Source organism: Bacillota bacterium (assembly GCA_013178125.1).
Taxonomy (GTDB): domain Bacteria; phylum Bacillota; class SHA-98; order Ch115; family JABLXJ01; genus JABLXL01.
The window spans coordinates 12,739-32,624 of sequence record JABLXJ010000010.1 but is presented as its reverse complement, the minus strand read 5'-3'; the positions used below and the strand labels follow the sequence as shown (position 1 = coordinate 32,624).

Below are 19,886 nucleotides of genomic sequence, written 5' to 3'. Positions count from 1 at the left end.
CTCAGATCCTCATGTCACCATATCACCTCTCGTATTTAATTCAACCACATGAGGGAATAATATCTTCACGGGAGGTGATCAAGGGAAATGAACGGCGAAAACAGGAATCAAGGCGGCAACAGAAACGGCAACGGGAACGCGACCACCACACGAATAATTGTGCTGTTGATAGTCATCCTCGCGATTGGTGGAATTATCGCAGGATCCAGGAGGCTCACAAGGCCCTCTCCAGTCAGGCCGCGGCCGGCACCGACCCGCCCGGCTCCAGTGCGACCCGCGCCTACTCGTCCTGCGCCGGCGCCTGTACGCCCGGCTCCGACCCGTCCCGCTCCAACCGCACCTGCGCCAACTCCGACGGATTTGAAACGGGACATAGATCGAGTCAAAGCCGCAGTCGATAAAAACGACTGGACCAGAGCGAGGGATGAGGCATCGACCCTCCGCCGGACATGGACCGCCTATCGCGGCAAGGCCGGAAACCTGGTCAAAAGCGCTGATCTGGCGGCGTTCGAGAGCAAAGTAAATAAGCTCATAGGAGACGTGGGCCTGAAGAACAAGAGCATGGTTGATAAGGATCTTTCAGATCTTCGGAAGCTGGCAGATAAGTTTGAGGCTGCCAGGACAAAGAGGCCTCCGACCGCCCCTGCACCGGGGACACCGGGAAGGTAGGACTCAGCAGAGCAGGATTCAGTAGAATCCAAGAAAATGAGATTCAGAAGGTCAGAAAGATTCGCTTGGAATGGGATGGGCAGATTCGAGGGGCGTTTACCGGGCATGCCAGCCAGGATAGGTGCGAGCCAGAATAGATGGTGGCGCCCGGTAAATGCCCCCAACCCGACCAAACTGTTCTTCGAATCTTCGAGCCGCTTTGGCCTGCCTTGCATTAGTCAAGCCACGGTGAACGATGAGCCCCCCTGGCCAGCGCGTAGGATTCGCGCCCGGTGCCGGTGCTAACGAGCTGCCGGAAGAATGCCGCGAGCCTTTTAGCCTTTGCTGGATCGGTTCTCGGGTCGCCGTAACCCGCCAGGTAGGCATCCTCCCGCGCCTCCCTGCCACCAAGCAAGACCTTGACGTCCTCGGCAAAGGCCTCCTCGGGTGAGTTCTTCCATGCTGCTGTCTTAACCTCGCCATCGCTGCTCCACCGGGGTATGCCCCTGATATCCATATACTTGCGCCAGAGCATGGGGTTAGATGCGTAGTCTTCACCGATGTAGGTCAGGTGAAGATGGTGCCCGAACTCGTGCGTAACGGTCAGGTACACCTGGTTAGGTATCAGGTCCACGCCCGCCGGCTCGCTCGCTATTATGCTGTAGCCCGGGCCTCCTTCACCGCTCGTATTACCCATGGAATAAGGCAAAAGGTACACCCGGTAACCTATGAATGCCTCATCTGGCAAATCAATCTCATTCAGCGCCCTGGCCACCTCAGATACCTGCGCATACTTCTGTGGGGGCGTGGGCTGGAGCTTATGGCCTTCATCCCAAACCCGTTCAGAATTCCAGATAGCGCCAGGAGATAGGCTGAACCCCGAGGCTATCAACCACTCCCTCGCCTTCAACCCTGCGTGCAGGGCGTAAAGCCTGCCCGTTGTGGACGGGTCGTAAATACGATATTGCCTCCGGGGGTCGACATACGCCGCCCCGGTTTGTTCAATCTTAATTATATTATCGCGGATCGCCCTTATTTCTTGTTGCAAAAGCGCCACGGCTTGTCCCTGATTTTCCCAGGCTAAACTCGCAATCTCCTTCAGATGGCCCCGGTCCGTATTAATCCAGGCCTCATAGTCCTCATAGCCCAGCCTCCCAGGTAAGGTAGCCCCGGGTAAGGCAAAGGGCCTGTGCCCGGCCTTCCCCTGACTACCTCCACCTGCGAGATGGGTCAGGGGTGCTTGCCCAATATCCAGTTTCATGCCTGGCGTCATTATGCCCGTTATTATTACCATTATCTCGAAAAAAACCAGGCACAACAACAATAGGATAAGAATGCCCGGATTACATATGCGCCCGCGTGATCCGCACAACCTGAGCAATATATTCATTTGAATTCTCCTCTCCCACCCGCTATGCTCATGCTATCCACTATCAGGACCACAGGGCCGCCGATATAGGGCCACAAGGCCGCCGGCCGAACGCCGTGCCCGCCCCCACAGAGGCCGCCATAGAGATGCCAATGCCGCATGGCCTACGGGGTCAGTCAGGCGCGCGACGCGCGAGATCGCCCATGGCAAGAGCATAGGACGAGCCTATAGCAAGGGCCCATAGCGTGAGTCATAGAACGAGCCCATAGCACGAATATCATAGCATAACATGCGATGTTATGTAAACTACATTCATTCATTGTTCATTGCCTACCCATTGACAATTTCGCCCGGTGGGCACATTATACATATGTAGGTTTAAAAAGGGGGTTTGACTGACTCATGTTCCCGCACGGCGTCTTTCTAAGCGAACTCCTTGGCCGCCCTGTGCTAGACGACCAAAACCAGCGGATCGGGCGTGTCGGGGACATTGGCGTCTCTCTCGCAGATAGCTTTCCAAGGGCTTCTCTCCTGAAAATCGAGATCGGAGGGGGCAAGACGGCCCTTGTAGAATGGAATGACATACTGGCCTTCGAGCATGGCTCCTTTAAACTACGCTCCCCCCGGGTCACGCTCGGGCCGGCGGAGCCCCGCGAGGGTGAAATCCTCCTGGCCAGGGATATACTAGATAAGCAAATAGTGGATACTAATGGCCGCAAGGTGGTGCGGGTCAACGATCTCAAGCTAGCAGATGCGGGGAATGAGGTTCGCCTCATCGCCGCTGATATCGGCGCACCGGGGCTCCTGAGGCGGCTCCTGGGCTCCAAGCTTGCTGCTGCGCTGGCGCGCCTCAAAGGGATACGCCTGGAGGAAAGCCTTATAAGCTGGAATTCCGTGGAGCTACTGGAAACGGAATTAGCCGGCGCGAAACTCGTAGTTTCGCATGAAAAGCTCTTCAAGCTACACCCTGCCGACATGGCGGAGATAATCGAGGACCTCCATATCAAGGAACAAACGGCTATCTTCCACGCGCTCGATTCCGAAAAGGCAGCCGAGATGCTGCAGGAGGTGGAGCCGGAGGTTCAAACCGTCATCCTGCAGAACCTCGCGGAGGAGAAGGCCGCCGATATTCTGGAGGAAATGGATCCCGACGATGCTGCTGACCTGCTGGGCGAGCTGCATGAAGAGAAGGCAAAGGACCTCCTGAGGCGGATGGACGAGGAAGACGCGCGCGAGGTGCGCGAGCTTCTCGATTACGATGAGGATACCGCCGGCGGCCTTATGACCACCGAGTTCCTGGCGTTCAGGGGTTCTCTCACAGCTGAGGAAACTATAAACGAACTGAGGCGACTTTCACCTGAGGCTGAAACCATATACTATCTATATGTGGTCGATGAGAGTGAAACACTCATAGGCGTCCTCTCGCTCCGGGATCTCATAGTCGCCGCCCCGTCGACGCCGATCTCGGAGATCATGATAACTGATGTAATCAAGGTGGGCGTGGATGCCCCGCCAGAAGAAATCGCCGAGATCATCAATAAATACGACTTCCTGGCGGTGCCGGTAGTCAATGCTCAGGGCCGCCTGGTTGGCATAGTGACCGTGGATGATGTGTTTGACCTCGTATTGACGCCGCCACGCCGACGACGACTGAAAAGAAAATCGTAGGGATAGACCCGGGAGTAGACACGAAAAATAGCAAAATAGCAAGGATTTCTGCACCCTGGCTTAACAAGACTTCGAACTTGGCAAGGTTTCGCAGCAATCATGGCGCTTTTCGCGCGGAAAGGACCGGTGATGGGGTTGTGGAAGGCAATGGCACTATGGGAGACAGTAGCGGATCGTGCAAAATGGTTTCAGGGTTCTCTTCAAAGGCTGAAGCGACAGGTCGCGATATTCCTCTCCATCATGGGTCCTGGCCTGCTTACCGCCACGGCGGACAACGATGCGGGTGGGATCGCAACCTATGCCATCGTAGGGGCGCGCGAGGGCTACAGCCTGCTCTGGATGATCATCCTCATAACCGTCAGCCTCGCCATAGTCCAGGAAATGGGCGCACGCATGGGGGCTGTCACGGGCAAGGGGCTATCAGACCTCATCCGCGAGGAATTTGGGGTCCGGTGGACCTTCTTCGCCATGCTCGTGCTGCTCGTGGCCAATGTAGCAACCTGCGCAGCCGAGTTCGCTGGCATAGCGGCGAGCATGGAGATATTCGGGGTGCCCAAATATGTCTCCGTGCCGCTCATCGCGGTCATGCTCTGGGGGCTCGTGGTAAAGGGGTCATATAAGGCGGTTGAGCGGTTCCTGCTTCTCTTCGCACTTACCTTCGCGGGCTATGTAGCATCAGGCTTCATGGCCCGGCCGGATTGGAGCGAAGTCACGCGAGGGATGCTGGTGCCGACGTTCAAGGTGGAGCCCGGGTTTATGCTCCTTTTCATAGCAACAATAGGCACGACCATAACGCCGTGGATGCAGTTCTTCATACAGGCAACCGTCGTGGATAAGGGAATAACGATCTCACATTATCGATACGAGAAGCTCGACGTGCTCTTCGGCGCGTTCTGGACCGACTTCATCTCCTTCTTCATAATTGTGTCGACAGGAGCTACACTCTTTCGAGCAGGGATCCCCATAGAAACGGCGAAGGATGCCGCGCTGGCGTTGGCGCCCCTGGCGGGGAGGTATAGCACTTACCTCTTTTCAATCGGTCTCTTCGGCGCATCTGCCCTGGCTGCGGCCGTGCTCCCTCTCTCCACGGCCTACGCCGTATGCGAGGCCTTCGGCTGGGAAAGCGGGATCGATAATGAATTTAGAGAGGCGCCCATCTTTTTCTCGCTCTTCACGGCGCTCATAGCCATCGGCGCCGTGGTGGTGCTTCTGCCCGGCACTTCGCTCATGAAGGTGATGTTGCGCTCGCAGGAGGTAAACGGGATACTCCTGCCGGTGATCCTCATCTTCATGTTGAAGCTTGTAAACAGCCGGAGGATCATGGGACAGCATGTAAATTCGCCGTTCTTCAACCTTATTGCTTGGATAACGGTCGTGTGCCTGATCGGGCTCACGGTGGCATGGTTCATCCTGAGCCTCTTCCCGGCTCTGTTAAGTAATTAAGCAGTTGAGGGTCGGGCTTCGCCCCCGGCCCAACCTTACCTGAGAAGCAACCTTACCTAAGGCCCGGTCTCGAGCCCAGTCTCAATCTGAGGCCCAGCCTGGTCTGATCTAATCACCTGAGGACGGTCCAGTAGAACCAGACTATCATCCCTATTTCGATGCCGAGTTTGAGGATGGTGGACCCGACGAGGCCGATCAGGGTCCCGAAGGCTGCTCGAAAAGCCGGGTTAATAGGACGCCCTGCCAGGGCCTCGGCGATGAACGCCCCCAGGAAAGGGCCGATTATGAACCCTGGCACGCCCATGAATATAGGCGCCACGGAGATGCCAGCTGCGCTCCCCCAGATCGCTGCGCGCGAGCCGCCATATCTCCGCGCCCCGTATGCCGTGCCCGCATAGTCGACCAGCACGGTGAGCAGGACGGCGAGGCCTTGTCCAAGATAAAAGAGAAGGGATAGCTTCGCGAAGCCCGTAAAGAGGCCATATATGAGTATTCCAAGCCATATTAGGGGCGCCCCGGGCAACACAGGCAGCACCGTACCCGCGAGCCCGAGGATGAAGAGGATGATGGCGAGGAACATGCCAATTGCAGCCATACTACACCACTCCTCATAAAGGCTTCCCTTGATCGTAGTATAACCCAGCAGCCGATGGTATAGCAACCGACCATACAAACGATCTAACCGAAAAGTTGAAAATTGGGTTGAGCCTTGAAGAAGATGTATTTGTAGTATAGAATGAAGATGTCATCCAATTCCAGCTTCGTGCCGGGCCCTAAGATTGTCTCGGGTTCGCTAGTTGTAACCTTACGTATAACCATATAATACCCCTGGCTGACTGACGGGGAGGGGTCGTGTGATATGCACCAAAAAGACCTGATCCATGCGATAGAAGAGAGGATAGGCCAGCCTGAGCTCTTTGTGGGAAGGCGGGACGAGCTCTCATTTCTCGAGGAATGGGTGGGGAATGTACCCCGAAAGCTCTCCCGCTCCACGGCCCTGCTCTCCCGGAGGAAGAAGGGCAAGACAGCCCTTGTAGAGAGGTTCTGCAATATCGTCTACACCCAGAACGGGAAGGTCATCCCATTTTACTTTGAGGTAAAAGAGGGGAGCAAGTGGGTTGTAGATTTTGCAGATATCTTCTATAGGGCCTTTATGTCTCAATATATCGGGTTTAAGAGCAGAGATATCGAGCTCTATAGGGAACCCAAGTCACTAGATGTCCTCGAGGCTAAAGCGGATGAGCTCGGGCTCAAGAAAGTCGTAGATAACATCCGGGCCTTCAAATCCGTCCTCGAAAAGGAGAGCCTTGTAGATATAATATGGGATCACGCGCAGGCTGCGCCCCACAGGATAGCAAGCGTAACCGGGGACTACATAGTGCAAATCATAGACGAGTTCCAGTTCCTGAATAGTGAGATATACAGGGATAAGGCGTGTACCATCAGGATAAATGACCTCGCGGGCTCATATCTCTCCCTTGCAGAGTCCAAGATAGCCCCCCTGCTCGTGACTGGCAGCTGGGTAAGTTGGCTCAAGAACATAATCCATATGCAGCTACCCGGCAGGTTCATTGAGATGGAGCTCGGAAACCTCACAGAGGAGGAGGGCCTCGAGGCTGTTTTGAACTATAGCCTCATAACAGGGGTGCCTGTGGGAGAGGATGTAGCTGTATACCTCAATAAGCTTGTGGACTCAGACCCGTTCTATATAAGCGCTGTCATAAGGAGCACGTATAAGCATAAGGACCTCACCACGGTGGATGGGCTTCTTGATACTTTAGAGTATGAGCTCAGGAAGGGGACTATTTACGGTACATGGCTTGAGTATATAGGCAGGACCCTTGCTCAGGTGATGACATAAATGCCAAGAAGATAGTGCTCTTTCTCTCAAAGAACCGGGATAAGGAGTGGACCAGGCAGGAGATCATAGAGAACCTCAAGCTCGATTACAATGACCGGCAGGCCGAGGAGAAGCTCCAGATGCTAGTCAAAGGGGACCTCATAGCGGAAGGGAGCACGAGCCTGAGGTACCGGGGGATGAGGGACGACATCTTCTACAAGGTATTCAGGTATAAGTATGAAGAGGAGATAGAAAACCTCCCCCTCGAGGATACCCTTGCCGAGGAGAGGAAGAGGCAGAAGGAAGAGATAGAGAACTAAAGCGGGAGCTTCGGAAGGTGAAGGGCCGGGATAGCTATCACAAGGGTCACATCCTGGAATACCTCTTAATGCGCTACCTGAGGTTTGAGGAGTACAGGAAGGAGGGTGCCCGCCTCAGGGACAAGGTGTATAACTACCAGGAGGGCGCCGAATTCACCTCGTACCGGGAGGTTAAGCCCATCAAGGTAAATCTCGAGGGTGGCAGGGAGCACGAGATAGACATATGGGCGAGGAGCCTCGAGGAGGGCCAGGACCTCCTAATCAGTGTAAAGACTTATGATAGAAAGATAGGCCGGAATGAGGTCGAGGAGTTCCTGAGGGTAAAGGAGACCGCTCAGGAGCTTGGGATAAAAGGGTACTACATCTTCTATAGCGCAAGCGGCTTCGATAATAACGCAGAGGCGCTGCTGCGCCAAAACGAGATAATGTGCGCAGATAAGGAAATCTGGAGACTGTAAATGGAGACTGTAAATATCATATAGGAGGCACTAAGACCTGCATGAGAACCACAATACTAGGTCGCACAGGCATCGAGGTTACTGAGTTTTGCTTCGGGGCTCTCCCGATGGGCCCCACTCAGGCCGACATACCGCTACACGCCGCATCCGAGTTGATTCGAAAGGCGCTCAACGAGGGCATTAACTTCATCGATACCGCCGAGGGCTACAAGACCTACCCCCACATCCGCGAAGCTCTAAAAGGGTTCGAAGGCAAGGCGGTCATAGCAACAAAGTCCCCAGTTAGCTCTTACGAGGATATGCAGAGAAGCGTGCAGATGGCCCTCGATGAGTTGCAGCTCCCTTGCATAGATATATTCCATCTTCACGCGCCACGGGCGACTCGCACCGTTTTCGCCGAGCGCGCCGGCGCTTTTCAATGCCTTATCGATTACAAGGAAAAGGGGAAGATAAGGGCCGTAGGCATCTCAACCCACGTAGTCGAGACGGTCTATGCCGCGCTCGAGCGGTCCGACATAGATGTGATCTTCCCGCTCATAAACAAGGCGGGTCTGGGGATAATTGACGGTACTGTGGAGGATATGGCCCGTGCCATCCGCGCTGCTGCAGAGGCAGGCAAGGGCGTCTATGCCATGAAGGCCCTCGCGGGTGGGCATCTAATCGATGATGTAGAGGACGCGTTGAACTTCGTCCGTAACCTGCCGGGTGTCATGTCCGTGGCAGTTGGCGTGGTGAGCCTGCAGGAACTGGAATATGACCTCAGGGTTTTCCGGAACCAGGTCGTCCCTGAGGAGCTCAAGGCCAGGTGCAGGCGGGAAACGAAGAAGCTCGTGATCATCCGAAACGCCTGTAGGGGCTGTGGGACGTGCGTGGAGACATGCCCCAATGGAGCGCTTTATTTGGAAGGCGATAAAGTATCGGTCGACCGCGAAAGATGCATTCTATGCGGCTACTGTAACCCTGTGTGCCCAGAATTCGCTCTGCGGCTGGCGTGATGGCCGAAGGCGATGAGGTTTGCCGATTTAATCAAAGGAATCCGCCCGATTTAACCAAAACGTGGCGGATTCCTTTGTTATTCCTGTCTTGATATATCTCTCAAGCTATGCTATCATTAGCTTAAACATACATGTATATACAGGTGTACTCAAATGGCAATATTGAAAAGATACCTCCCTAAACACGAGGAAATAAAGCAGTTCATTATCCAGCAGATCAACGACAAGAATTACAGGCCCCACAACATGATTCCATCTGAAGCCGAGCTTTGCAGGATGTTCTCAGCAAGCCGCGGCACCGTAAGGCGCGCATTAAACGACCTGGCTATTCAGGGGGTAATATACCAGGTCCAGGGCAAGGGGACCTTCGTGGAGGACCCGATAAAACTTAACGAGTCTCCTGGCATTGTAAAGCGCGCCAAGGTTGGCCTGGTCCTTCCCTTTATTTCGGATACCTTTTTGAGCAGAATCGTGATCGGCGTGGAGTCAGCCCTCGCCCAGCGCGACATAGCCCTTATCCTTTGCCATACAGAACACGACCAGAAGGTCGAGGAGGAGAAGATAACCCAATTGATCGACGAGGGCGTCGCCGGCATAATCCTCTACACCGCTGATTGTCCCCCGGAAGAGAAAGATCTCAATATGTTCCTTGAACAGGGCATCCCATTCGTCTTTATTGATCGCTACATCGAAGGTCTACACGGCGATAGAGTCATAGGAGAGGATTTCGACGGGGGCTACCAGGCAGCTGTCCACCTTATGGAGCACGGCTACACGCGAATAGGCTTCTTCAATTGCGACAGGGCGGCCATGACCCCTACACTGGGTCGCATTGCGGGGCTCACGGCTGCCCTTCAGGAGAAAGGCCTCTCCGTGCCCGCAAAACGCATAGTGGATAAGGTAGCTGTCGCCCCTGGCCTGAAGTATGAGCAATTGCTTCAAGCTGACAAGGTCCGCATAGCAGAATACCTTACTGAGAATGACGACCTGGAGGCGGTAATCACCAATAATGATTATACTGCGATAAAGTTTTACAGCGTATGCAGAGAGCTCGGGCTAGCCATACCGGGTGATCTTGCCATAATAGGATTTTGCGATATGGATATAGACCCCCTGCTTCACCCGCAGCTTACATCATTCGACCAGAACCCCGAGATGCTCAGCCGTAAGGCCGTCGAGCTCATTATCAGGCGCATAGAGGAAAAGGGCATGGGAAACGACTCCGATATTGTGGTGAGAATCCCTTACAAGCTTATGCTCCGCGAGTCCTGCGGGTGTAATACGGCTTCGAACGCAGCTGCTGGCTTAGTTAAAAAAGCGGTCGGATGATGATCAATGATAATGATGATGATGATCAATTTGGTAATGAGTTGAAGATCGCATCACACCCGGGATGAGAGGAGAACAATTATGGGCAAGCGATATGAAGTCCACACGATTTCGCACACCCACTGGGACCGTGAATGGTATCTTCCATTTCAGCTCTTCAGGTTCAGGCTTGTGGATTTAATTGATCACCTGCTGGATATCCTCGATAAGGATCAAAACTACACACACTTTCATCTCGATGGGCAAACCATAGTATTGCAGGACTATCTCGAGCTGAGGCCCGAGAAGAGAGATGTGCTCAAGAAGTATATCCAGGAGGGGCGCATACTTGTAGGCCCCTGGTATATATTGCCCGATGAGTTCCTCGTGAGCGGCGAGGCAACAATTCGTAACCTCCTCCTCGGCCATAGGGTTTCAAGGGAGTTCGGGCAGACCATGAAGGTGGGCTATGTGCCTGATTGCTTCGGCCATATCTCCCAATTGCCCCAGGTCTTCGCAGGTTTCGGGCTGGATACAGCCCTCCTCTGGCGCGGCATAGGGGGGGATATCAAGTCGGAGTTTTACTGGGAGGCGCCCGATGGTTCCAGGGTGCTGACCATACACATGCCTGATGAAGGTGGCTACTGCTATGGCGCGGACCTCCCGGCCGATCCTGAGAAGCTTCGCGCCCGGCTCAGGCCCATTCTGGACCTCCTCATTAAGCATGCCTCGACCCAGAATCTTCTCTTGATGAACGGGTGTGACCACCTGGAGCCCCAGCCCGATCTCTCCAGCATTCTGGCGACGGCGGCGGAGCTGTTCCCCGACATGGAATTTAAACACTCGAGCCTTATTGAATACATCCAGAAGGTGAGGGAGGCAGGCCCATCCCTGGATACATTCAAAGGCGAACTGCGGGATAACCAGTTTATGAATATCCTGGCGGGGACCATCTCGACGAGAATGTACCTGAAACAGGTTAATTTCGAGGTCGAGAGGCTCATGGAAAGGTGGGCCGAGCCCATGGCGGCCATTATGTGGAGCAAGACGGGGTGTTACCCCAGGGCTCATCTCTGGAAGGCATGGGAATACCTGCTTCAGAACCACCCTCATGATAGTATATGCGGGTGCAGCGTCGACCCTGTCCACGAACAGATGATGACGCGTTTTGCCTGGGCGAGGGAGATGGGAGAGGAAATAGTCGAGCGCTGCGTGGATACCATATCTGCCACGGTGGAGAGCCCTGTCAAGGCCGGAGATGAGGTTGGACTCTTTATCTACAACGCCCTGGGGTGGAAGCGCACCGATGTAGTTACCGCATCCGTCGACATACCATGGAACGGGGAGGTGGACTCGCCAGCGGTCAGGGACCCGGAGGGCAGGGTGTTGCCGTGTCAGGTCATGAGCGTGGAGGATACCGAGAGATTGGTCGTGAATCCGTGGGCGCGCCCGAGAGTTGAGAAGATCCGGCGCCTGACATTCTCCTTTCTAGCGGAGGACGTCCCCGCCTGCGGGTACAAGATATATGCGGTTACGCCCCAGGGTGCCCACCGGGGTGCCGTTGGCAGCTATGGCCTATCCTCGGGGCCAAATTGGGCCGAAAATGAGTTTCTCAAGGTGGAGATCTCAGAGGATGGGAGCCTTGTGGTAACGGACAAGAGCACGGGGGCCCGGTACAGCCGCTGTAATATGTTCGAGGATAGCGGGGATGCCGGGGATGAATACACCTACTCATACCCGCTGCATGATACTGTATTTTTCGGCATGGGCGAGAAGCCGGTGATTGCGCTCGTAGAGAATGGGCCAGTTAAGGTTACCTTCAAGATCGCAGGGGTCTTGAAGCTGCCTGAAGGTCTTACTCATGACCGGCGGTCCAGGAGCGAGAATATGGTAGCCTGTGATGTCGTCTCCTATGTAACCCTGACGGCGAGGTCGCGGAGGCTGAACGTAGTCACGGAGTTTGACAATAGGGTGCGGGATCACCGCCTCAGGGTGCTCTTCCCCTCAGGTATTTCCTCAAGCCATTCATATGCCGGGAGCCCGTTCGATGTGGTGGCTCGCCCTGTGAAGCTCCCGCCCGCGGGTGGTTGGGTCGAAAATCCCACGCCGACCCATCCTTTCCGGGAATTTGTGGATGTGAGCGATGGGGAGCGCGGTCTGACTATAGCTGCTGCGGGCCTGACCGAGTACGAGGTCAAAGATGATGGGCAGGGTACAATAGCCCTTACACTCCTGCGCTGCGTGGACCGTATAGCCCGGTTCGATCTCCTGACGCGGAAGGGCCGCGACGGCTACAGATTCCACGCCCCCGGGGGGCAATGCCTCGGGAGGCACAGCTTCGCCTATTCCATAATACCCCACCAGGGGACTTGGCGGACGGAGCTCTCATACATTCAGGCATTTGCCCATAATGTTCCCCTTCTCGCACGGCAGGTATGGCCTCAATCCCGGCTATATCACTCCCGGTCATCTTGGGTCGCCGGGGTGACTGGATGCGGGGAGGTTACAGCTGCTGGCGCGGCTGCTGGCGCGCCAGAAGGCACATTAGCTTCGGGCGGCCCTGCGCCTGCCTGTTTGGCGGGCCCGGCTGGCCCACCCGTGAGTAGCTTCATCAGTATAGAGCCTGCGCACCTCGTACTCAGCGCCCTGAAACGCGCCGAAGATAAAAGCGCCCTCGTGATCCGGGTATACAACCTTGGGGGCGAGGAGGTTGAGGGTAGGATCCGGGTCCAGCCCCAGGTGCGCAGTGCCCGGCTCGCCAACCTGGCCGAGGAGCCTGTGCCGACCGGGGATCTACCTGTTATCGACGGCCACGAGGTGAGATTCAAAGCAGGTCCTGCGGCGATTGTAACGCTGGAGCTCTCGATCGATGCGCCCCAAAGAGAAGAACCAGAGGTCTGGGAGCCATATGAGAAGATCGCATATATGACGGTGAACGGTAACAGTGTGCCATAACGGTTCCACAGCAGTGAGCAGTGCCACAACATGGAGCAACATGGCCAGAGATGTACCATCAGGGGAGGGGAGGCGCGAGGCTTACGCTGTGTGACGTGTCACGTGACGTGTCAAGAACGTCCTGGAAGAGAGAGGGGAAGGGGGGGATATGTAGTCTACCATGCCGGGGAATCGCACCGGTTGGATATGCTGGGGTGGGGTATTCCCCTCATGGGTGGAAGTGATGGAAGCAAAGAGGTGCGGAGTAGAGGTGTGGTGTAGGTTCAGGCAGGATGGTTCTTTGGAAAGCGAAGAACAATTTGCGAAAAATTTGCGAAAATGGAGGGAAACGGGATGCTTAAAAAAGCCCTTATGATCCTTCTGGTGCTCGTTCTGGTGGCGCCAACCGCAATGGCTGCCGAGAAGATAGTTTTGAAGGTGGTAGTTCCTCCATGGTGGATGACAACCCAGGCAGGACAGCCCGGGGTGTTCCAGACCGAGATACTTCCAAAGTTTAAGGAAACCCACCCCAACGTCGATGTTAAGCTAGATCTCATCACGGGGGACACTGAAGGCAGGAGCAAATACCTCTTACAGTGCCGGCAGGGCACTCAGCCGGATGTTATTACCCTGGATGGATTTTGGATCGCAGAGTTTGCGGCCAACGGTTATACCCAACCCCTGGATGACTTGATCCCCAAGGATCTCAAGGAAGACTATTACGCACCGTTTTTTGCGACCTATAATGGAAAAATCCATGGGATCGTCCCCGAGACCGCCTTCAATTCTATGCTCTGGTACAGGAAAGACCTATTCAGGGAGGCCGGGTTAGATCGTCCCCCGCAGACCTGGGATGAGCTCAAGCTCTATGCCCGGAAGCTGACAAAAGCTGGGCCCGGTGGGAAGGCGGAGCGTTACGGGTTGGTTCTCCCGTTGGGAAAGAGCGAACATACCACTGTGGTGCTTTTGGGGTTCTACTGGGCTGGGGAGAAGTCCTTTGTGGATGATAACAACATGCCGGTCTACAATAACCAGACCAGCAGGGATTTGTTTAACCTCCTTGCCAGCATGTATAGGCATGATAAATCCATACCCTCGGAAGCTATAAATATGATCTATGACGATGCTGAGAAGTTCTTTGATATGGGTAAGGCAGCCATGATGTTCCACGGTTCTTGGCTGACCGCGAGCATTGAGGCACACGCGCCGGACCTCAAGGGCAAAATAGGGCTGGCTCCCAACCCCATATACCCGAGGACGGGCAAGCGTGCCGTGAATGCGGGCGGATGGGGCATCGCTATCACTGGCAAGGATCCGAGGAAATATCAGGCTGCATGGGATCTAATTAATATGGTGGCCGGCAAAGGAGAATTCCATGTGAGGCGGATGCTTGAGATGGGTTACTTCCCGGTCCAAAAGTCCCTTGCAGCTGATTCCCGATTTGCAAAGACAGAGTGGGATAAGATCATCCTCTCTCAGCTGCCTTACGCCAACACGCGGCCGACCGTGGCAATCTACCCTGAGGCCTCGCTCGAGTGGGTCCAGGCCCTCCAGGAGGTGCTAATGGGGCGTAAGGATGCAGAGAAAGCCCTGGAGGATGCGGTAGCCAGGGTCGTGAAGTTCGGAAAGGATGCAGGTTATATCAAATAGCCTAATAGTCTAATCCAGTAGTCCAGGCTTTGGATAGTATAATATAGATACCGGAGAGTAGTCCGGAGAGTAGTAGAGTAGAGTAGACGCTTGAGAGTGGGCTGGTGCCATGGGAGCCAGCTCCGGCGCCAGCCCACCCGGGGCAATTGAAGGGGAGTTTGAGATGATTGAGAGACGCGGATATAGTGGTAAATTGCAGACTGGAGGCAACAAATCTAATGGCGAGTCTGCTATGGTGGTTTCATTTTTGCTTCCCGCGGCTTTCTTCATCGGGGTTTTCGTTATCTACCCTGCCCTTTATTCAATTTATTTGAGCCTTACCAACGCCTCTCTTGCCAGGCCGGTCTGGAGTCTCATTGGCGTCAGAAACTATTTAGATTTTTTCAAGGACCCAGCAACCCTACAGGTTCTGAAAAACACCTATATTTATGTATTCTGGGTTATTGTGCTCCAGTTTGTATTAGGCCTCGGGTTTGCCCTTGCTCTAAACAGGGTCGAAAGATTCAGGGGGATATATGGTGCCATTCTATTTCTTCCATGGGTGATCTCTGATATTACCGCTGTCTCGGCATGGAAATGGATCTTTAACGATACCTACGGGCTCTTGAATTATTACCTTGGACGGATCGGCCTGGGGCAGCCATCGTGGCTCGCAAGCCCCAACCTGGCTATGGTGGCGGCTATTGGACTAAATGTGTGGAAAGGAGCCCCATTTTCCATGGTGATCGAACTTGCCGGGCTGCAATCCATCCCTCTTGAGCTTTACGAGGCGGCGAAGGTTGATGGGGCGAGGCCATGGGAAGTATTCAGATTCGTAACGGTGCCCATGATGAAGTTTGTGATGCTCGCGAATTTCATACTGATTACGATATATACATTCAATATCTTCAGCCTGGTTTACGCCTTTACAGGCGGTGGCCCTCTCAACTATACCGAGATTATAGGATTGAACATGTACAGGCAGGCTTTTACGCTAGGCCGGTTGGGTTATGGCTCAGCCATAGGTGTTGTTATGTTTGTGTTAAACCTCGTGATAACCGCCATTTACCTGAAGACCATAGCTCGTCGCCAGGTAGTAGATATTCAGGAAACGTGAGAGGCGGGATGTGGGTATGGGTATGCGGACTATTATTATGAAGGTGAACACGAGAAGGTATATGGGGGAACTCTCGATCCATGTTCTCCTGATTATTTTTTGTATATATTCCATCCTCCCGATCCTCTGGGTGACGGTCTCGTCGCTCAAGCCCGAGAGCGACCTGTTTCAGTGGCCCCCCAGGTGGCTTCCCAAAGGTCTCTACCTAGAGAATTTCCGCCTAGTCCTCGGGCAGACGGATGTTACGACAACACTGGTAAATAGCGTGATCGTATCCTCCATTTCCGCTCTGACCGTGATGATTGCCGGGGCACTCGGGGCTTATGCCATCGGCCGCTTGAGATTTCGAGGGCGCGATCTTATACTCCTGGCTATCCTGGCGACTCAGATGATACCCAGCCTGACAAATATCGTCCCGATCTATCTCATGTTGTCTAAGGTGCGAATGATCGATACCCGGACATCTTTGGTCCTTGTTTACACCGGGATGAATATCCCGCTATCCATCTGGATACTGATCGGGTTTATGCAATCCATCCCCCGGGAACTTGAAGAAGCGGCTATGATCGACGGGTGCACGAGGCTCAGCTCCTTTGCCCGGGTGATAATCCCACTTTGCCTCCCGGGTCTGGCTGCTGTAACCATACTTACATTCGTAATAGCCTGGAACGAGTTTGTTATGGCTCTCGTGCTGATCTCATCGAAGGAACTCCTCACCTACCAGGTAGGGCTCTATAATTTCATGCTCACCCAAGCAGGCTACTTTAATCAGTGGGCTCAATTGAATGCCGTGGCAGTGCTGGGGCTTATCCCCACTTTCATAGGGTACCTCTCTGTGCAAAAATACTTTGTTGCAGGGCTAATGCGAGGGGCGATCAAGTGAGCTGGGTAGGAAAGCGGAAATCCAAAGGCGGAAATCCAGGTTGACTGGGAAAATTAACAATGCTATTATCTTGACGATTGGCGGGACATCGGGGATCACCATCGGGGATGATCGTTGGGAATAACCGCGGGATCATAGGGGATAGAGGATCATCAAGGAGAGAGGTTAAGAGGCGATAACAAGAGGCGATAGTAAGAGGGGATAACGGGATAGGGGATAATGGGAGAAAGGGTAACGGGGAGGCGCTTTATGATGACTTCAAAGGAGAGAATGTGGGCTGCCCTTGAGCGGAGGGTTCCCGACCGCGTTCCCGCTACTGTTCATCAATGGCAACCTTACCACCTGGCCCGGTATATGGGCGGCCGGTCTGATATCGAAGCGTTCAGGTTCATCGGGCTCGACGCGGCCATAACGACGGTGCCGCTCATCCCCAGGGAGAGCGGCGACTGGAGGGTCACCTGCGAGAGCTTGCCCCGGGTCAACGACTATGATGAATACCTCTACACCATATCAACCCCGGAGGGCACCCTCTCCTACAGGCTGGGGAAGAATGGTCAGACTTCGTGGGTTATCGAGCCCATGGTCAAGCGGCCCGAGGATATAGAACTGATAAGGAAATATATGCCTGTGCCGCGGCTCGATAAACAGAAGGTGCGCGAGGTCTATGACGAGCTGGGCGATGATGGTATAGTTCGCGGTTTCGTCTTCGGTGAGCAGGGCGGGTGCTGGCAGGATGCGTGCGTCCTTGCGGGAACCCAGGAGATGATAATGGCCGCCTTTGATATGCCGGACTGGGTTCACAGATTTATGAGGATCCTGCTCGACAAGAAGCTGCAGTATATCGAGGAGAGCCTTGCAGGCTCAAGTTACGATCTGATCGAGACGGGTGGAGGGGCGGCATCCTCGACGGTCATCTCCCCCAAGATGTTTAAGGAGTTTTGCCTCCCGTACGACCGCGAGATGCACGAGGCGATCCACAGGGTAGGGAAGAAGGTAGTATATCATACATGCGGGGGCATGATGCCAATCCTTGAGCTTATAGTGGCCAATGGGTGCGATGCCTCTGAGACGCTCTCACCGCCCGCTGTTGGAGGGGATGTGGTGCCGGAGCAGGTCAAGGCCAGGATAGGTTCGAAGGTTGCGCTGATCGGCGGCCTGGACCAGTTCGGAGTTTTGACTGAGGGAACGCCCGAGCTGATACGGGAGACGGTCTTTGACCTCTTCGCGAAGCTCGGCCCCGGCGGAGGCTATATCATGAGCCCATCGGATCACTTCTTTGATGCGCCTGTCGAGAACCTCATGGCTTACGCGCAGGCGGCGCGGGAGTGCAAATACTGAAGCTGGAGCGTAAGCACTGAAGCTGGAGTGCAACTACACTGAACTCATAACTGAACTAATTGGTGCACTTAAGTAGGACTGACTGGTGCATCAGTGCGCTTAAAGCACATCGATCAGAACCATAAACTTCCGGTGTTTCAATACTCTCAATGCTATAAGGATGTTATAGGATCTTCAAGAGCCAGAAGATCGTCTTCCTGTCCCAGCCGAGGTCCCACGGGACGCGGTATCGATCGGCGGTGTGGCTGTTGACCAGGGTATAGCCGGCGGAGTCCCGGCCCACGACGACGGCAAAGTGCTGGATATCGCCCTTCTCCTCGTAAGCGATCAGGTCGCCCTCCCTGAGCTCGTTTATAACCCCGCGCGGAAATTTCTTGGTCTGGCGCGTGACGCCATAATAGTCGCCCCGCGCCAGGCACTTCGCGATCCCGCTGCCCAATAGATAGTCCCTGAATGCCTCCGTTTCCGTCCACGCGCTGGACCCTTTCCCGCCGTCGCCGGCGGAGAAATCATAGTACCATACATCATCCATCGGGAGCCGGCCGCCTTCTCTATCGCCAAGCACCTGGGATATAAAGTTTGTGCAGTCCCCGCCCAGGTCTGTGTAGTCCTTGTACCGCGGGTTATATCCGAATTCCTTCCCTTCCCTTGCCTTCGCGCCCGTCTTTACGCCGCAATACTTGTTTGCGTAGGCCACTGCGGCCCGCCGGTCGTAACGTCGGTCATAGGACCCGCTGCGGCCCTGGTTCCAGGCAGGTGCAGATAATGTGGCCCCCATAGGTGATATGGCCATCGCGAGTGAGGTGGCTGGTGCGGGCGTTGTGCCTGGGGCGGATGCCGCAGACGAGGCTGCGGTCGGCGCGGGCATCATAGCCGGCGCCACCTCGGGGACAAGGGTATCCTCGCCGAGCGGGTCGGTGTATTCATCCTTGAGGATAAGCCACTTACCATTTGCGGCCCGCACGAGCTCCAATGTGTGCCTCGTCCTAATGCCGAAGGCGCCGGAGCCTCTCTGCTTGCCCCGCGCTGCGGCCTCTACGGCAGCTGCGGCTCCCGTGCGGGCCTCGCGGGTCTCTGCATAGGTATACTTTAGGTTCAAGCTTTGCCACACATTCAGGAGGATGACATCTCCCCTGGCCTCCATGTCGTGTATCTGGAGATACACATCGGAGCCGGTGAAACGGACGCCACGCTTGGCGGCCCAGGCAGTGACATATCTGATGCGGCGCATTTCATGTTGCAGGGCTTTATTATCACCGCAACTTCCCGCCCCGCCCTCTGACTCGCCATTGCCATTTTCGCCGTGATTTCCACCGGAGGGGGTTCCCTCCACGGCGGGAGACCCCTCGTCGCGGCCCCTGCTAGGGCTATAAATATCATCAATCGACCCAGGTTTCCCCTCGACCAGGGCGTCAGCCCTCTTATCAAACATAGCCACGATAGTGGCGGCGAGATCGCGGGTGAGCCCGCGGCGGGATAACCTCCCCGGGATGACCACCTCGGGCTGCAGCGGCGGCATCTTTGACCTGCGTGTTTCAAGAATTTTCGTTGCCGTTAGGCCCAGGATAATGAGAAGCAACAGCGATAGGATGACAACTGGGGATATTCGCCTTGAGTTATCCTTGCCCTGCATACAGGTATGGGTCCCCCATCGATTCCTTGAATAGATGATCCTAATCTCTTAAACCGGTGATCGATAATCTATTGACGATGATTCATGGAATTGATATTCGTTGATAGTTTTACCCAAAAATTATTGGAAAACTCTCTTCGACTGCTTAAGTTAGTTTCTGAATATGCCGATATAAGAAAGAAAGAGATTGGATAGAGAAGCGCCCGAGTTTAGCCTGAAAATAACCCAATTGCTTCCAGGGATATTTTCACTTTCTGTGACGCCGCAGCGCGGCATGGAGGTCCGCCCTGAAAATAAGCATTA

At 54.7% G+C, this 19,886-nt stretch carries 17 protein-coding genes; 13 read left to right on the top strand and 4 right to left on the bottom strand.

Annotated elements, in window-relative coordinates:
* Nucleotides 1–107: 107 nt before the first annotated feature.
* Entirely contained in the window at nt 108–374 is a 267-nt protein-coding gene (locus tag HPY71_09810) for a hypothetical protein (GenBank protein ID NPV53802.1), read from the bottom strand.
* Between HPY71_09810 and HPY71_09805 the strand changes: the two genes are divergently transcribed.
* Nucleotides 361–669, top strand: a complete 309-nt coding sequence (locus tag HPY71_09805) for a hypothetical protein (protein ID NPV53801.1) — start codon at nt 361–363, stop codon at nt 667–669. The two genes, HPY71_09810 and HPY71_09805, sit on opposite strands and share 14 nt — an antisense overlap.
* Before the next feature lie 214 nt (nt 670–883).
* Here the strand turns inward: HPY71_09805 and HPY71_09800 are convergent, their stop codons facing one another.
* Entirely contained in the window at nt 884–2,038 is a 1,155-nt protein-coding gene (locus HPY71_09800) for a hypothetical protein (protein NPV53800.1), read from the bottom strand.
* Nucleotides 2,039–2,419: 381 nt separating this feature from the next.
* Here HPY71_09800 and HPY71_09795 point away from each other — a divergent pair, with 381 nt between their 5' ends.
* Together HPY71_09795 and HPY71_09790 are read left to right on the top strand one after the other, a co-directional pair.
* Nucleotides 2,420–3,685 (top strand): magnesium transporter, encoded by a 1,266-nt coding sequence (locus HPY71_09795; protein NPV53799.1) that lies wholly within the window; start codon nt 2,420–2,422, stop codon nt 3,683–3,685.
* A 147-nt stretch (nt 3,686–3,832) separates the two neighbouring features.
* On the top strand, nt 3,833–5,128 hold the full coding sequence (locus HPY71_09790; GenBank protein ID NPV53798.1) for an Nramp family divalent metal transporter: 1,296 nt from the start codon (nt 3,833–3,835) through the stop codon (nt 5,126–5,128).
* Between the two features lie 112 nt (nt 5,129–5,240).
* Here the strand turns inward: HPY71_09790 and HPY71_09785 are convergent, their stop codons facing one another.
* Nucleotides 5,241–5,723: a DUF456 family protein gene (locus HPY71_09785; GenBank protein ID NPV53797.1), complete on the bottom strand. Its 483-nt coding sequence runs from the start codon at nt 5,721–5,723 to the stop codon at nt 5,241–5,243.
* Between the two features lie 264 nt (nt 5,724–5,987).
* On the opposite strand from HPY71_09785, the gene HPY71_09780 reads away from it, so the two are divergent.
* The 10 genes from HPY71_09780 to HPY71_09735 all read left to right on the top strand — a co-directional run bounded on the left by HPY71_09780 (nt 5,988) and on the right by HPY71_09735 (nt 17,950).
* Entirely contained in the window at nt 5,988–6,989 is a 1,002-nt protein-coding gene (locus tag HPY71_09780) for a hypothetical protein (protein NPV53796.1), read from the top strand.
* Between the two features lie 14 nt (nt 6,990–7,003).
* Nucleotides 7,004–7,288, top strand: coding sequence for a hypothetical protein (locus tag HPY71_09775; protein NPV53795.1), 285 nt, complete (start codon nt 7,004–7,006; stop codon nt 7,286–7,288).
* A gap of 17 nt (nt 7,289–7,305) precedes the next feature.
* Complete coding sequence (locus HPY71_09770) at nt 7,306–7,746, top strand: hypothetical protein (GenBank protein NPV53794.1); 441 nt, start codon at nt 7,306–7,308, stop codon at nt 7,744–7,746.
* A 41-nt stretch (nt 7,747–7,787) separates the two neighbouring features.
* Nucleotides 7,788–8,741, top strand: a complete 954-nt coding sequence (locus HPY71_09765; GenBank protein NPV53793.1) for a 4Fe-4S binding protein — start codon at nt 7,788–7,790, stop codon at nt 8,739–8,741.
* Nucleotides 8,742–8,894: 153 nt separating this feature from the next.
* A complete protein-coding gene (locus HPY71_09760) occupies nt 8,895–10,070 on the top strand; it encodes a GntR family transcriptional regulator (GenBank protein NPV53792.1) in 1,176 nt (391 codons plus the stop codon).
* Between the two features lie 81 nt (nt 10,071–10,151).
* Nucleotides 10,152–13,004, top strand: coding sequence for a hypothetical protein (locus tag HPY71_09755; protein NPV53791.1), 2,853 nt, complete (start codon nt 10,152–10,154; stop codon nt 13,002–13,004).
* Between the two features lie 333 nt (nt 13,005–13,337).
* Nucleotides 13,338–14,633 (top strand): ABC transporter substrate-binding protein, encoded by a 1,296-nt coding sequence (locus tag HPY71_09750; protein ID NPV53790.1) that lies wholly within the window; start codon nt 13,338–13,340, stop codon nt 14,631–14,633.
* Nucleotides 14,634–14,796: 163 nt separating this feature from the next.
* Nucleotides 14,797–15,729, top strand: coding sequence for a sugar ABC transporter permease (locus HPY71_09745; GenBank protein NPV53789.1), 933 nt, complete (start codon nt 14,797–14,799; stop codon nt 15,727–15,729).
* Between the two features lie 16 nt (nt 15,730–15,745).
* A complete protein-coding gene (locus HPY71_09740) occupies nt 15,746–16,612 on the top strand; it encodes a carbohydrate ABC transporter permease (GenBank protein NPV53788.1) in 867 nt (288 codons plus the stop codon).
* Nucleotides 16,613–16,861: 249 nt separating this feature from the next.
* Nucleotides 16,862–17,950: a hypothetical protein gene (locus HPY71_09735; GenBank protein ID NPV53787.1), complete on the top strand. Its 1,089-nt coding sequence runs from the start codon at nt 16,862–16,864 to the stop codon at nt 17,948–17,950.
* 163 nt (nt 17,951–18,113) lie between these two features.
* On the opposite strand, the gene HPY71_09730 is transcribed toward HPY71_09735, so the two are convergent.
* Nucleotides 18,114–19,583, bottom strand: a complete 1,470-nt coding sequence (locus HPY71_09730) for an amidase domain-containing protein (GenBank protein ID NPV53786.1) — start codon at nt 19,581–19,583, stop codon at nt 18,114–18,116.
* Nucleotides 19,584–19,886: the final 303 nt, after the last annotated feature.